The following is a 14,502-nucleotide window of genomic DNA, read 5'->3' on the forward strand; positions in this document are numbered from 1 at the left end:
CCGCAAGGAGACACCATGAGCCGCGTCACCAAGACCACCGCATACACCGGAGCCGTCCTGGCTCTGGCGCTCACGCTCACCGGCTGCAACGGCGGCGGCCAGCCGAGCGGCGATTCCACGTCCGCGAGCGCCTCGCAGTCCTCGCTGGAGCCGATCCAGGACGTGCCGTCGTCCGCAAGCGAGGCATCTTCGTCAGCTGGGAGTGCAAGCTCTAGCAGCAAGGCTTCGACGTTCGCTGCGGTGACGTCCGACCGGCCGACGAATGATGAGATGGCGAAGGAGCACGGCTTCAAGGCTTTGCAGTTGTACTACGCCATCAACGACCACTTCTTGAAGCAGAACTCTGTGGATGGGGAGCTGCTGGGTCTCGCGGCTCGGGAGCCCTACCTCAGTCAGGACCTCGAGCAGCTGAAGGCCATCGAGTCATCCGGTGAGACTTACACGGGAAAGTCTCGAGTCGAACTGCTGGAAGCGATCATCGGGGGGACTAGCAACGTGGAGGGCAAGCAGGTCCCTCACTCCAACGCCCAGCTGCTGGTGTGTGAGGACAACACCTCCGTTTCCGTGAAGGACAAGAATGGCAAGCCTGTCTCTTCTGGATCGGCGCTGCGCTATCAGACCACGTACATCGTGACCTGGCAGGACGACGACAGCTCCTGGAAGGTTGCTACTCGAGACGTGATGCGAGACGAGAAGGGGAATCCGAAGTCATGCTGATGCAGATGCGACGAGTCACCTGTCTGGGCAGTGCTCTGCTGGCGGCGGTGGCCATGATGATGGCGGCGGTCGTTGCCCCTCCCGTAGCCAGTGCCGCCGGCGACGCCGAGTGCCGATTCGGCGCTTGCACGGTGCGGGGGAGAAGCCGGGAAGCCCTGGTGGCGGCGATCTGACGCAACCCGTCGTGGGGCCCGGGGAGAGCGAACCAACGGCGAACTACTGCCAGACGGGCTGGACGCACGAACGTGGGGAGTGCGACCAGAACGTCGACCCGGCCAAGAACTGCATGTGGCGCCTCATGGAGAACCAGCCGCCGCCTCCTGACGGCAAGGACCCGTCTCGCGGCGCGTGGGAGGAATGCGTGCCCGAGTGGCAAAGCGCAACCGACGTCTTCAGGAACTACCCCCAGCGCTGGTGGGAGCGGCCGTCCGCGGCAGGAGCGGCGGATGCGGAACAGGCGGCACGTGAGCTCGTGACGCAGATGCGGCTCGAGGGGATCGAGATCGGCATGGTGCCGTACTCCGTGCAGGAGGACGGCACCGGAGCGGTCGGCCTGCCCGCGTGGATGTGGGTGGAGAACACGGAAAATCCGCGGGCGTGGGGGCCGTACACGGTCAGCAAGGACATGAACGGGGTTGCGGTGCAGGCCACGGCGCGGCCGGTGCGCGTTACCTGGGATATGGGCGACGGTACGCAGGTGATCTGCGACGGGCCGGGCACGCCGTATGAGGACCGCTTCGGCAAGGAGGAGTCCCCGGACTGCGGGCACACGTACATGAAGATGTCGAACCCGACCTACACGGTCACGGCGATCACGGCGTGGTCTGTGGAGTGGACGGCCCAGGACCAGTCCGGGGTAATCGAGACCGTGACGCGCTCGTCGCAGGACGTGCGAATCGGGGAGTTCCACGCCCTGAACGTCCGGCCGTGAGCAGTCGCCGGGGCAGACCTTTGGTCTGCCCCGGCGTGTTGTTTCCAGGCACGGACTCGGACGAATCGGATTGGGATACTCTGTGACCATGCGCACGCCCCCGTCGAACCCTCGCCCCACCAGGCGCACTGGCGGTCGCCCGTCCAAGGGAGACCGCTTCAGCGTGACCACCAAGCTCCCCCGGTCCTATGAGCAGAAACTGCACGCCCGCGTGGACTACCGGGGCGAGACCGTCACCGACTACGTCGCATCCCTGATCCTGGCCGACCTCGACGCCAACGAGGTCCCCGAGTCGAACGGACAGGAGGCCTTCGACGTGAAGATCGCCTGAGCATGCAAGAAGGCGGCCCCGCGCCAACGGAACCGCCTTCTTGCGACTAGCAACCCCGCCAAGGGTGCCGGTCTGAAGATTTCAGTTGTTCGAGAGCTGCTTCTCACTCGCCAGTGAAGCTCTCGATCTCGGGTGGATCCCCGCCAAGGGATCCGGCTCTGTCCCTCCCTGGAAGGAGGCACGTTGCTGTTGTCGTGCCCAAGTCTACCCAAAATCCCTCTCCGCGACACGTCCCCCCTCCCGTCGGCCGTGTCCTCGGCGCCGTGCCTGGGGGAGTCCACCCTCGCCCGACTGCTGCGCCATCGCCGGAAACCAGCCCGGCCCGCGCGGGGTCGGATCACGAATCCGTGCCGTCAGAACTGGCGCCGGCCCTCGCGTGCCCGGGAGGGCGACATCGACGTGATCTTGGCCGCGGTGCCCGCCGGCTCCCGGCGTCTGGAGCACCTGGGCGACGCCGTTCCCGCCCTGCGGGCACTGCCTGCCTGGCAGGACCTCTCCCGGACCCGTCGGCGGCTGATGGAGTCTCTGGTGGGTGCGCTGGTGGCCTGCGCGGACTGGTCGAAGATGATCTCCCGTCCCGGGCACAAGCGCCTGGCGAAGATGATCGGCCGGAGCGCCTCGACGGTGACCGCGGCCATCGCCTGGCTGATGCGACACGGGGTGATCGGACGCGTCGCCGCCGGACGCTCTGCCGCCTACGCGACCCCGGACGAGCGTGGCAAGCGGATCAACGAGGCGGCGGTCTACGTGCTGTGCTGCACCGCCCACCTGGCCGTGGAGAAGATCCTCGCCAGGCACCGTGCCGACGCCGCGGCCGAAGCACGGGAGCGTGCAGGTCAGCGTCGGATCCGTGGGGCTGTGGAGAAAAACTGGCACCCTTCCTCGCTAGAGGATTCACTTACTAGAACTCGTAGAGGAACCACGCACGCGCGCGACCGCGGACTCGTCGAGCTCTGGCCCTGCAACCGCGCAGTGGCCACCCGTCGTCAGCAGCTGGCCGCCGCCCGCACCGTCCAGGATCGCGCTCTGGGTCTGCGCGTGCTCTCGGCCCGGGACGTCCGCTCGCTGATCCGTCCCTTCCTCGAGGCCGGCTGGACCCCGGCCGACCTGCTCCACGCCCTGGACCACACCCCCCAGGGCGCGCACCGGCTCCACAGCCTGGACGCCGGCCAGGACACCGCTCGAGCTCGCGGCTACCTGCGGTGGCGCCTGGAGCACTGGAAGGACGCCGGCGGGCTCGTGCTCGCCTCAGCCTCTGCCCGAGCTCGTGAGCGGGCGGAGGCGGCGCGCGAGGCGATGCACCGGGATCGCCAGGCGGATGCGCGAGCGCGCGCGGCGGCCGCGGGAGTGGAGTCTCCGGCTCGAACCGCGGCCCTGGCGGCCATGCGGATGCTGTTCCGGCAAGGTGGCGCGGAGCGTGACAGCCTTGAGGCGGCCCACCTCGCCGCCTAAACTGACCTCAGATCAACTTAGAAGGGACATCGGGGGACCGCCCCAGCCTTCTACCCCGTGAAGACCTCTACCCACGCGAGCGGAGACACGCCCCATGCGCACCCTCAAAGGCCTTGCGGCCCTGCTGGCCCTGACCGCCCTGGTGGTCGGCATCCCCGCCGCCCTGATCCTGCTGGCCGGCAACCCCATCCCCAGCACTGCCGAGCTCCAGCAGGCCCTGACCGGCATCGACTTCGGCGGCACGTTCCTGATGGGCACCGTGCTGCCACTGATCGCGTGGGGCTTCTGGGCCTCCTTCGTCTACTCGCTTGTGGTCGAGGTGATCAGCCTCATCCGCCGCGTCGAGACCCCCAACCTGGGCGGAGCGCTGCGTCCGCAGCAGGCCCTGGCCGGCGCGCTGATCGCCGCCGTGCTCGCTCTCGGCGGTGGCAGCCCCGCCTTCGCCCTGACCCCGCAGGACACCGCCTCCGCTCCCGCCGCCGTCGCCATGGCCCAGGAGGGCCAGACCACCCAGGACACGACCCAGGACACCCCTGCCGCCGCGGGGGAGCGGACCTACACCGTGCAGGAGGGAGACACGCTCTGGGGCATCGCCCGGGACGAGCTGGGCCAGGGCAGCCGGTGGGGCGAGATCGCCGAGCAGATGCGCTCCACGCCCCAGGCCGACGGCCAGACCCTCACCGATCCCGACCTCATCATGACCGGCTGGACCGTGGAGCTGCCCGACGGCCCCACCGGCGCCGGCTCCACCTCCGCGACACCGGCCCCCTCCCAGCAGGCCCCCGCCCCGGCGCAGACCGACACGGACGCCCAGCAGGCCCCCGCCCCGGCGGCGCCCTCCGCATCGGCGTCGGCCGAACCCTCCGCCCCTGCCGACGACTCGGCCACGCCGGCCCCCGAGGCGGCCGCCGCCCCGAGCGCCGCCTCGGACTCCACGCCGGCCCAGGACGCCCAGCACCCGCTGCCCGGCGAGGCCGTGTTTGCGGCACCCTCCACGGCCTCCGCCGAGCAGGAGGGCCCCTCCGCCGTCCCCGGCAGCGCGTTCACGCAGACCGCGCCGGCCCCCGCCGATCTGTCCTCCCACCAGGAGCAGGCTGCCCCGGAGGAGGTCCCCGCATGGGCCACCATCGGCGGCATCGGCGCCTTCGCCGCGGCCGGACTGCTGGGCATCGTCGGCCTGCGCCGCCAGCTCCAGCGCCGCCGCCGCCAGCCCGGCCAGTCCGTCCCCATGCCCGAGGAGCAGACCGCGCAGCTGGAGACCCAGCTGCGCGTGGTCGCCGAGCCCGAGCAGGCTGAGGAGCTCGACGTCGTCCAGCGCTGGCTGGCCCGCTGGGCCCACGAGAACGGCCAGGACCTGCCTGAGCTGTTCCTCGTGCGCGTCTCGCCCGAGCAGATCGCCCTCTACCTCATGGCCCCCGCGCAGCTGCCCGAGCCCTTCGTGGCCGAGACCGACGACGGCGTCGTCTGGACGCTGGCCTCCGGCTCCATCGACATCGACCCCGACCTGCCCGCCGCCCCCTACCCCTCGCTGGTCACCGTCGGCCAGGACGACACTCGCTCCCAGGTCCTGCTCGACCTCGAGCGCCTGGGCACCCTCGGCATCGACGGCGACCCCCAGCTGACCACCCAGGTCCTCGATGCCATGGCCGTGGAGCTGGCCACCTCCAGCTGGTCCGAGAACGTCACCATCACGCTCGTCGGAGTCGCCGACGGCCTGGCCAAGGTCGTCAGCGACGGCCGCGTCCGCCAGATCGACGACCTGGACCAGCTGATCGGCCAGCTCGACGGCAAGGCCAAGGACATCCGCCGCGCCCTCGACGAGCAGGACGCCGCCACCCTCGACCAGGCCCGCGCCGCCAACCAGGAAGAGGCCTTCGGCCCCGAGATCGTCCTGCTGGGCCTGGAGCCCACCCCCGCCCAGGCTCGTCGCCTCACCGACCTGGCCGGAGCCATCCCGCGGCTGGGCATCGCCGCGGTCACCACCGCCAACCCCCTGGCCTCCGACTGGATCCTGAACCTCGAGGACGAGGACCACGCCGACCTGCTCCCGGTCAATCAACACCTGCGCCCGCAGAAGATCACCCCCGAGGAGGGCGAGCGGATCAAGGAGCTGCTGGCCACCGCCCTGGAGAACCCCCGCTCCACCGGCCGTGGGACGACCGCCACGATCGACATCAACACCGTCCTGGACGAGCGCCCCCACCTCAGCGCGGTGGCCGATCTCGAGGAGATGCTCCACGAGGAGGAGAACACCCAGGACCTGCCCCTGACCCCCGAGCCTGCGGTCCCCACCGCTGAGACCGCCGAGGACGAGACCGATCCGGCCGAGGAGAACGAGGAGGACGTGCTCGCCGCCCAGGCCGCCCGCCACACCTCGACCCCTGCGCCCGCCCCGCACGACACCATGGACGAGGACGAGGACGAGGAGAGCCAGGACCAAGCCGCGGCGGCCGCCGTGCCGACCGAGCCCGAGGACATCACCCCCGAGGCCCAGGACCAGACCCCGGCCGTCGTCGCAGTCACCGAGACCGCAGGACCCGCCGAGACTGCCCCCGAGCCCGAGCCGGCCGCGACCGCCGAGCCGGCGCAGCAGGAGGCGGCCACCGATCTCCACGACACGTCCCCCGCGGAGGACGAGGACGAGGACGAGAAGGACGCCGCCCCCGAGCAGCTGGCCTCGACCGACCCGCAGAAGCAGATCGACCTGGACGCCGCACACCTGCTGGAGCAGGCCACCACCCAGACCCCGATGATCCTGATGCTCGGCGAGCTCAAGCTCGTCGGCGCCCAGGGCCAGGCCCCCGTCACCGCGGCCACCGGCGAGGTCTCGACGACCCAGACCGCCCGCTGCGTCGCCCTGGCCGCCTACCTGGCCCTGCACCCCGGCGCGAGCGCCGAGGCCGTCCACGCCGCGTTCTGGCCCACCCAGCGCTCCGACGGCAAGTCCGCCTCCAGCAACCGCAACAAGCTCACCGGCCAGACCCGCCGCCTGCTCGGCCAGGCCGCGGACGGCACCCCCTACCTGCCCGCCGTGGGCAGCGAGGGCTACCGCGTCCACGAGGACGTGCTCACCGACTGGCAAGTCGTGCAGTCCCTGATCGGCGATGACCCCGTGAAGGCCTCCACCCCCGCCCTGGTCGCCGCCATGCGTCTGGTGAGGGGAGTGCCCTTCGAGCACGCCAAGGCCTCCAACGTCGCCTGGACCGAGACCCTGGTCCAGGAGATGGTCCAGACCATCTGCGACGCCGCCCACGAGCTCGTGGCCCGCTCCCTGGCCGCCGGCCACCGCGAGCACGCCCAGCTGGCCGCCCGCGTCGGCCGCGCGATCGACCCCGCCAACGAGGCCGCCTGGCGCGACGCCCTGGTCACCGAGGCCGCCGCCGGCAACCACACCGAGGTCACCCGCCTGATCGAGAAGCTCTACTCCTACCTGGAGTCCTTCGAGGAGGACCTCGAGCCCGAGGTGGAGACCACCGCCCTGATCGAGGAGCTGCGGGCCCATGGCTACCGTGTCGCCTGATCTCCACGACACGTCCCCCGCGGCCACCGACCCCGCCCCGGCGCCCTACACGGTGCCGCCGCGGACGGTGCGCACCCTGATCGGCCCCGGCGTGGCCCTGGCTGCCCTGCTGGGCATCACCGGCGCCGCGGTCGCCGGGCTGCCCGTGCTCATGGTCCACGCCGCGCTCGCCCTGATCGCCCTGGCCTGCCTGGGCATCTACATGGCGCGCGTGGACCGGGCCCACCGGCTCATCCCGAACTGGGCCGTGGCCGCCCTGGGCACCATCAACCTCGGCGCCGCGGTGGGCCTGCTGGTCACCGGCTACGGCGCCTGGGCCCTCCAGGGGCTGGTGGTCACCGTGATCGCCGCCGTCGTGCTGATGGTGATGCACCTGATCGGCGGCACCGGCATGGGCGACGTCAAGCTCGTCACCGTGGCCGCCCTGGCCATCGGCGCCCACGGCCCCGGTGCCTGGGTGCTGGCCATCCTGGCCAGCTACGTGCTCGCAGCCCTGTTCGGCGCGGTCCCGGCCCTGCTGCGCGGCCAGCGCAAGACCCGCGTGCCCATGGCCCCGTACCTCGTCGCCGGGCACGTGCTCGCCTTGCTCGCCGTCCTGGGCTACCTGGCATCCTGACCAGGTGCCCCGCACCTTCTCCGCCCGCGACCGCCGTGCACTGACCGGCCTGCTCACCGCCGGGCTCAAGCACGCCCAGCTCGACGACCTCACCGCGGCCCACCCCGTTCCAGGCGACCCCGGCCACGACTCCGGCAAGGCCGGCCGCGTGGGCCTGATCGTGGCCACCTGGCTCGCCAGCGGCGACCACACCGGACTCACCCGCGCCCTCGAGCTGCTCGAGACCGCCAAGCTGCCCCCGGCCCGCCACGCCGACCTCGCCCGCCTGCAACGGAAGGCCGGCCTGGACCCCACACCACAACCCACGCCAGAAGCCGAGCCAGAAGGCACCCTCACTGCGGATAGTGCGACGGAGCCGCCGCTGCCGGCCGCGCCGGCCGAGGAAGCGGCGCCGGCCGCATCTCCGCGACACGTCCCCCTGGTCCTCCTCCAGGACCTGGCCGAGGACCACCCCGCGGTCCAGGCCCTGCTGGCCGCCGGCCTCGAAGTCGGGCACCTCGAGCACACCTCGACGATCCCCGCCGACGCGCTGCTTCTGCACCCGGCGCATGAAATCTGACCCCGGAACGGGGAGGGACATCAGCGCCGGATGCCGGCCTTATGGGAAGTGAGGGCCGGCCACGGCCCCGACCATCTCCGACCGAGGAGCACCCATGTACACGATCTACACCAGCCCCGGCTGCGGCCCCTGCATGACCGTGAAGGCCCACCTGCGCGCCCACAAGATCCCGCACACCCTCGTCGACGTCTCCCAGGACCCCGCGGCCGTCGAGAAGCTGCGCAAGATGGGCTACTCCAGCGCGCCGGTCACCGTGGACGAGGCCACCGGGGACCACTGGCACGGCTACCTCCCCGACCGCTACGCCTCCCCGGCCCCGGAGGCCGCGCCGGCCGCCGACATGCAGGCCACGATCGACCTGGGCCCCGTCGAGGCCGGAGAGCACGTGCTCTGGGACCCCCACCAGGGTCACCTGCTGATCATCGGCGACCGCGACAGCGGCAAGAGCGTGATCCAGCGCGGGATCATGGAGACCGCGGTCTCCGTGGGCTGGCAGGCCTGGGGCCTGGGCCTGCCCGGGGAGCTGGACAAGGTCGAGGACCATCGGTACGCGCAGGTGGTCACCGCCGACGTCAGCGACCAGCTCGAGCGCATCCGTGCCGCCAGCGAGCTGATGCGCGAGCGCTACCACCTGGTGGAGGTCGCCTCCCTCGCCCAGGAGCGCCCCGAGCCCTTCCAGCCCATCGTGCTCGTCCTGGACGACTACGCCCATCTGCGCCAGCGCTGGGCCGACCTCGCCCCGGCCGGGGAGCACGAGGCCGACGTCGCCGAGAACCTCCTGCTGGGCATCCATCGCCTGGGCCGCTCCGTCGGGATCCACCTGTCCGTCTCCTGCCGCGGCATCGCCCACCACCTCGGCCAGTCCCTGGCCGCCGACCTCGGGGCCACCGTGGTCTACACCTCCCTATGGCGCACCGTCCCGCTCGAGGAGCTTCGCCATGCCGGGTGAGCCGGCCTCGAGCGGGCACGGTCCTCTTGAGGAGCCGGCCATCATCCCCCACCCCACCCGCGTGGGGGTCTGGCTGATCCCGGACACCGAACAGGGGCGGGCGGTGATCGCCCAGGTGCCGGCCGCCCGCCAGCCCTGGCCGGCAGAGCGCGCCCACGCCCGCATTCTGGGGAGCAACGCACTCGGCATCCTCGCCGGCTACACGGTCTTCATGGCCGCCCTCGCGGTGATGGACCAGGATCTCGGGCTGCCGCTCTGGCTCCTCTGGCTGCTAATGGCACTGATCGCCTTCCGCGCCGTCTGGTCCCTCACCGTCAAGGCAGTGAAGGCCGTCTCCCAGTGCCGGAACAGCCGCGCAAGACGACTCCTCGAGGGATCAGGGATCGCATGCCCGGCCCCGTTGCCGCTCTGGGGTCCCGAGGGTGAGCACTACGAGACCTTCCTGCACCAGAGCGCCCACGTCCCCTTCCAGCTGGATCCGGTGCCGCCGCCGAAGATGACCACGCTGGCCCACCTGCCGCCGCGGGAACTGTCGCAGGCCTGGCGTGAGGCGCGGTCACCGGACCACGCGATCTGACCCCTCGACGAACTGACCCATGCCCCAGGAACGGAGCCAACCCATGCCCACCACCACGCTCTCCCCCTCCCAGCTGCGAGGACGCTGGGCTGCCACCCGCGGCCTCCAGCTGACCACCGACGTCGCAACGCTCGCCCTCCTCGCCAACATGGCGGCGCTGCCCGCCCTGACGGATGCCCCCGACCCGTCCCTCGTCGCACTGGCGGCTGCCGTCCTCGCGGCCGCCGCGCTCGCGACCCTGACCTCGCGGGCGTGGAACCGTGCGGCCCCCGCCGGATCCGCAGCCCGCGCGACCATGGCGACCGCCGACCGAGCCGTCTTCCTGCTCCGCGACGTGGCCATGGCGGTCGCCGGAGTGGTGATCGTCGCCCGGACCGGCCACGCGGGGGAGGTGATCGTGGGCCTGGCCGGCGCCGGCGCCCTGGTGCTCTGCGCAGGGGGGATGGGGCTGCGCATGGCCCGTCGGGGCATCCCCACCGGGTGGGACCTGGCGGTCCAGATGAGCTCGCTCCTGCCCTGGGCGGTGTGGACGGCCGTCGGCGCCGACCAGGGCGTGCACCTCGGCTTGACCCTGGGCTGGATCCCCGTGATCTGCTGGCTCCTCGCGCGCATCGTCAAGCAGCTGCGGGCCATCCCGGCGGCGCAGCCTGCGGCCTGAGAAGGGGGACCTGGTGCAGCTCGACGCCGACCTCCACGACACGTCCCCGCCCGCGGTGCTGCCCGGCCAGCTCGACGCGCTGGACCTGCTCCCTACCGAGGAGGCTTAGCGCAATGTAGGATTGCTCTAACTGTCAGATCGACCGGAGGTCCCCATGGCCTACTCCAACCGCGAGCGTCCCGGAGGGCGCGTTGGCCTGCGCGACAACACCCCCACCACGTTCCGCCCCGTGGCCTACCGCAACCTCGCCGCCCGCAAGAACCTGTGGGCGGACTACACCACGGGCCGGGGCGTGTTGGACAACGGGCAGGCGGTGCCGCCGAAGATCGGCCCGCGTCGGAAGAACCCGAACCTCACCGACATGCTCGACACTGCGGCCGCCGTCGGTGTGGACCGGATCTTCTTCACGGGCAAGACCCCGGTGGCCACGCCGGGCAAGCGCCACTGGCTGCTGGTGCAGACTCCCGGCTGGATCGACGGAGGACACAACCTCGGCTCCCCGGCCACCGGCCGTTTCGAGCACCGCCAGACCGGCAAGCGCATGCTGGTGCAGTTCGTCTCCGGGTGGTTCGGCGACGCCCCGCTGAGCCCGGATCAGGCCCGCCTGGCCTGGCAGGCCACCGAAGGCATCATCGGTGCGCACTTCCGCGGAGCCAAGCTCATGGACAGCCCCACCGCCACCGGCGCCAACCTCTGGGCCCTAACCCTGCCGAAGAACCTCGAGCCGTACCCGCTGACCGAGGACATCGCCGAGGAGCTGCACCGCACCTCCGGCCAGCACCACGTCGAGCACCTCGTGGCCGGATCCTCCTCGGACACTCACCCGGACTGCATCCCCCTGCGCGACCCGGCGAAGACCCCCAAGATCGACGGCTTCGCCTACGTCGACGGCCGCTTCATGTACGGAGCCATGTGCAGTGAGCTGGGCATCGGCCCCGGCTACCGGCTGCGCCGCGACGACACCGCGGACATGCTCCGGGAGAACCCCTACGCCCGCGCTCGCGTGCACGTGCAGTTCAAGGTCCCCGACACCTGGGACCACATCGGCCTGATCGGCGTCCAGCACGAGAAGGCTTCCGAGGGCTGGTACTGGCCCAACCGCCCCGGCGCCACCGGGAGCGCCTGGATCGACGCTGCCGAGTTCTTCGTCGCCGCCCGCCACGGCTGGCAGCTGGACCCCATCGAGTCCGTCGCGTTCACCACCGATGTCCCTGGCGCCCGCGACCGCGACCGGCGCGTGCGTGCACGCCCGCTGGACACCTGGAAGGACAACCTGGTCAAGGCTCGCGCCGCCGTCGCCGGCGACCCGCTGATGGACGAGATCATCAAGACCGCCGTTTCCGCGGCACTGCGCTCGATCCTGATCAACACGATCGGCAACTTCGCGGCCCGCGGGCGCGTGCAGACCCACATCACCTTCGACCCCAAGGAGGTCCCGGCCAACGCCCCCGACGTCAAGCAGCACGGCAAGGCCTTCATCTGGACCACCAAGCCGCGCTTCGACGGCCAGGCTCAGCGCTACTACCACCCCGAGTTCGCCGTGCAGGTCTGGGGCCGGGCCCGGGCGCGCATGCTCTCCGGACCCATGGCCGGTGGCTTCCAGGGCGGGGCCCTGCACGTGCCGGCCCACACCCTGCTGGGCGTGCGCGGCGACGCGATCTACGCCACCGAGGTCCCCTCCTGGTCTCTGACCGAGGAACGTGGTGGCGGTGATGACGGCCGGGTGGGACGCATGCGCCTCCAGGGCTACGTCCCCGGACCGCTGAAGATTCCCGCCGACGAGACCGCCCGCAACAGGCTGCGCGCCAAGGCCGCGCGCCTGGGCGTGGACGCCGCCTACTCCGAGTACGAGATGCAGGCCGCCCCCGTCGACGGGACGGACTACCTGCCCGGCGACGACGAGCAGGAGGCCGACGGTGAGTGACCCGGCACAGCTGAGCCCCGCCGAGCTCGTCACCCGGGTGCGCTCGGCCTACGGACTCACCTGGGCCGAACTCGGCGCGGCCATGAACCGCTCCCCGCGCATGATGCAGAAGATCGCCCGCGGGGAGACCTCGGGCGAGTCCTACCGGGACGCGCTGACCGAGCTACACGAGACCGGCGCCGTCTCCAAGGCACCCCGACGTCGACGCAACGCCGCCGGCAAGATCGTGCCCGTGCGAGCCAAGCGAGGTGCCAAGAAGCCCACCGTGGTCCCCAAGGACACCCGGCGCGGGCCCTCCCTGACCCGCCACTCCACCACGACCACCCACCTGCCCGACGGCAACCGCATCGTGCGGATCCAGCTGCCCAAGACCGTCGGATCGCCCGAGCGCGGGGCCGGCCTGCACGCGGCCCGCATGTCCATCGTCAACGTCGCCCGCGGCGCCCGCCACCAGGACAAGCGCGTGCACATCCGCGCCACCGTGGACATCGGCGGCGGCCGCACCCGCACCTTCGACGTCGGCTCCAAGGGTGGCTACCTGGCCGCCGACGTCGTCTCCGACGTGCGCGACCGCAACGGCGGGGACATGGGCGGCTGGATCGCCTCCCAGATGGGCGACCGCTACGCCCGCGACGCCGTCACGCAGGGCCAGCTGGTGGGACTGTCCGTGACCAGCTTCAACGCCGTGCGCTCCAAGGAGGAGCGCGTGGCCCAGGATGAGGCCGGCGCCCGCCGGTGGGGACGACGAGGAGGACGCACCCGATGGGGATGAATCAGCACGAGAAGCCGGCCCCGCCGGCACGCCGGTGGGACGAGGCCCTGGACCCCCACGCCCACCAGGGCCCCTACCGGCCCCCCGCGGCACTGCTGGACATCCTCGCCCGCGCGGCCGGGGCCAACTCCTACGAGGCGGCCACCACCGCCGTGCGCCACCGCGCGGCCAGTGCGGCCACCGAGCTGCACGAGGCGGGCCTGGACCCGCGGGTGATCGGCCTGGTCGCTGAACCGCGGGTCAACGAGCTGCTGGGCGTGGCTGAGCGCTCGGCCCGCTCCCTGCGCCAGCGCGACCGCCAGTTCCCCGAGCCGGTCACCCGCGGCCGGCTCTGGTGCGAGCCTGACGTCGTCGACTACCTGGCCTTCAAGCACGAGACCTCCCCCCGGCCCGGAGCGCTGCACAGCGCGCGTGTGGCCCAGCGTGAGCAGGCCCAGACGCGCGGAGCCCGCCCCTAGACTGCCCGGCATGAGCGAGGACTTCACCGACGGCACCGGCCTTTGCCCCCACTGCGGACACCACGTGGCAGCCGACCTCGTCGGCCGGGCACAGGTGAGCCCGACCTGGGATCCGTACTACGCGCGCCAGCCCGTGCCAGACCCGGCTCAGGGGGTGCGACCGGGTACCTCGAGAGGATGCGCCAGGCCAGGGACTTGGTCCTTGTCTACAGCTGCCAGTTCTGCGATCGCACCATCGTCTTCCTCGAGCACTCGAGGGAGCGTGAGGCCGACGACCGGACGATGACCGCTGAGGAACGGACGTCCCGGACGATGATCGTGCCGGCCAAGCCCCCGCGGCAGCTTCCCGAGGCCGCCCCAGCGGGCGTCGCCTCGATCTACGAGGAGGCCAGCATCTGCGAGGACGCCGGGGCACTGCGCGCCGCCGGCGTCCTCTACCGCGCGGCCACCGAGGAGATGGTCAAGGACCAGGGCGGCACCGGCCGGGACCTCAAGGCCAAGATCAACAGCCTGACCCCGCGGCTGGACGCCGAGGTGCTGGAGGACCTGCATGAGTCCCGCGTCGTGGGCAACGACAGCATCCATGCCGGCGTGCAGTACGCCCCCGAGGAGATCGCCGACGTCGCCGAGCTGCTCTGGGAGGCCGCCTTCGTCCTCTACGAGCAGCCGGCCCAGAAGGCCAGCATGCGCGCGGCCCGCAAGGCTCGCCACGACGCCGCCCGCGGCCCGCGCGCGGCGTCGTGATCCCGGTCTACGAGCCGCCGGCCTTCCGCAGCCCCGAGGAGGTCCACTCCGCGCTCTACCAGGACGCCCCCTACGTGCGGGTCATGCTCCCCGACCGGGGACGGGTCGATGCGATGGCTGCCCGCTGGTCGAGCACCCATGTGCTGATCGCCTGGGAGGAGGCGCCCAGCACCGAACGGTTGCAGGCATGGGTGCCCGCTGGGTGGGTCACCCGCATTCGGGCAGAAGAATCGGCCTGGCGCGCCCCCTACGGGCGCACGCACGGCTAGGGTGTGTCTGAGAAACCGTCCAGTC

General features: G+C 71.7%; 16 protein-coding genes. All 16 read left to right on the forward strand.

The genetic code is table 11. The features are described from left to right. Window positions 1-15 precede the first annotated feature (15 nt). The 16 genes from POD19_RS12450 to POD19_RS12525 all read left to right on the forward strand — a co-directional run bounded on the left by POD19_RS12450 (window position 16) and on the right by POD19_RS12525 (window position 14,477). Complete coding sequence (locus tag POD19_RS12450) at window positions 16-717, forward strand: hypothetical protein (RefSeq protein WP_340309532.1); 702 nt, start codon at window positions 16-18, stop codon at window positions 715-717. Then, window positions 711-890, forward strand: a complete 180-nt coding sequence (locus tag POD19_RS12455; protein WP_340309533.1) for a hypothetical protein — start codon at window positions 711-713, stop codon at window positions 888-890. The genes POD19_RS12450 and POD19_RS12455 overlap by 7 nt, the downstream gene beginning before the upstream one ends. Before the next feature lie 125 nt (window positions 891-1,015). After that, window positions 1,016-1,648, forward strand: a complete 633-nt coding sequence (locus tag POD19_RS12460; RefSeq protein ID WP_340309534.1) for a hypothetical protein — start codon at window positions 1,016-1,018, stop codon at window positions 1,646-1,648. A 163-nt stretch (window positions 1,649-1,811) separates the two neighbouring features. Next, a complete protein-coding gene (locus POD19_RS12465; protein ID WP_031943856.1) occupies window positions 1,812-1,979 on the forward strand; it encodes a hypothetical protein in 168 nt (55 codons plus the stop codon). Window positions 1,980-2,378: 399 nt separating this feature from the next. Then, entirely contained in the window at window positions 2,379-3,431 is a 1,053-nt protein-coding gene (locus POD19_RS12470) for a hypothetical protein (RefSeq protein ID WP_340309535.1), read from the forward strand. Window positions 3,432-3,525: 94 nt separating this feature from the next. Beyond that, the gene (locus tag POD19_RS12475) at window positions 3,526-6,951 is read left to right on the forward strand and encodes a hypothetical protein (RefSeq protein ID WP_340309536.1); all 3,426 of its coding nucleotides are present in this window, start codon (window positions 3,526-3,528) and stop codon (window positions 6,949-6,951) included. Further along, entirely contained in the window at window positions 6,932-7,567 is a 636-nt protein-coding gene (locus POD19_RS12480) for a prepilin peptidase (protein ID WP_145993076.1), read from the forward strand. Before POD19_RS12475 ends, POD19_RS12480 begins: the two co-directional genes overlap by 20 nt. A 4-nt stretch (window positions 7,568-7,571) precedes the next feature. Then, window positions 7,572-8,126: a hypothetical protein gene (locus POD19_RS12485; RefSeq protein WP_340309537.1), complete on the forward strand. Its 555-nt coding sequence runs from the start codon at window positions 7,572-7,574 to the stop codon at window positions 8,124-8,126. A 94-nt stretch (window positions 8,127-8,220) separates the two neighbouring features. After that, window positions 8,221-9,075 carry a glutaredoxin domain-containing protein gene (locus POD19_RS12490; RefSeq protein ID WP_340309538.1) on the forward strand — a complete coding sequence of 285 codons (855 nt, stop codon included), beginning with the start codon at window positions 8,221-8,223 and terminating at the stop codon, window positions 9,073-9,075. After that, on the forward strand, window positions 9,065-9,652 hold the full coding sequence (locus POD19_RS12495; RefSeq protein ID WP_031943850.1) for a hypothetical protein: 588 nt from the start codon (window positions 9,065-9,067) through the stop codon (window positions 9,650-9,652). Before POD19_RS12490 ends, POD19_RS12495 begins: the two co-directional genes overlap by 11 nt. A gap of 43 nt (window positions 9,653-9,695) precedes the next feature. Next, a complete protein-coding gene (locus POD19_RS12500) occupies window positions 9,696-10,310 on the forward strand; it encodes a hypothetical protein (RefSeq protein ID WP_340309539.1) in 615 nt (204 codons plus the stop codon). Between the two features lie 154 nt (window positions 10,311-10,464). Next, window positions 10,465-12,234, forward strand: coding sequence for a hypothetical protein (locus tag POD19_RS12505; protein ID WP_340309540.1), 1,770 nt, complete (start codon window positions 10,465-10,467; stop codon window positions 12,232-12,234). Beyond that, entirely contained in the window at window positions 12,227-13,006 is a 780-nt protein-coding gene (locus POD19_RS12510; protein ID WP_031943847.1) for a hypothetical protein, read from the forward strand. Before POD19_RS12505 ends, POD19_RS12510 begins: the two co-directional genes overlap by 8 nt. Continuing rightward, complete coding sequence (locus tag POD19_RS12515; RefSeq protein WP_061867635.1) at window positions 12,997-13,464, forward strand: hypothetical protein; 468 nt, start codon at window positions 12,997-12,999, stop codon at window positions 13,462-13,464. Before POD19_RS12510 ends, POD19_RS12515 begins: the two co-directional genes overlap by 10 nt. A gap of 195 nt (window positions 13,465-13,659) precedes the next feature. Further along, the gene (locus POD19_RS12520) at window positions 13,660-14,208 is read left to right on the forward strand and encodes a DUF4145 domain-containing protein (protein ID WP_340309541.1); all 549 of its coding nucleotides are present in this window, start codon (window positions 13,660-13,662) and stop codon (window positions 14,206-14,208) included. Beyond that, the gene (locus tag POD19_RS12525) at window positions 14,205-14,477 is read left to right on the forward strand and encodes a hypothetical protein (protein WP_069941611.1); all 273 of its coding nucleotides are present in this window, start codon (window positions 14,205-14,207) and stop codon (window positions 14,475-14,477) included. Before POD19_RS12520 ends, POD19_RS12525 begins: the two co-directional genes overlap by 4 nt. Window positions 14,478-14,502: the final 25 nt, after the last annotated feature.

Origin of the sequence: Micrococcus sp. GPGPB33 (assembly GCF_037853785.1) — a bacterium.
Taxonomy (GTDB): Bacteria; Actinomycetota; Actinomycetes; order Actinomycetales; family Micrococcaceae; genus Micrococcus; species Micrococcus luteus.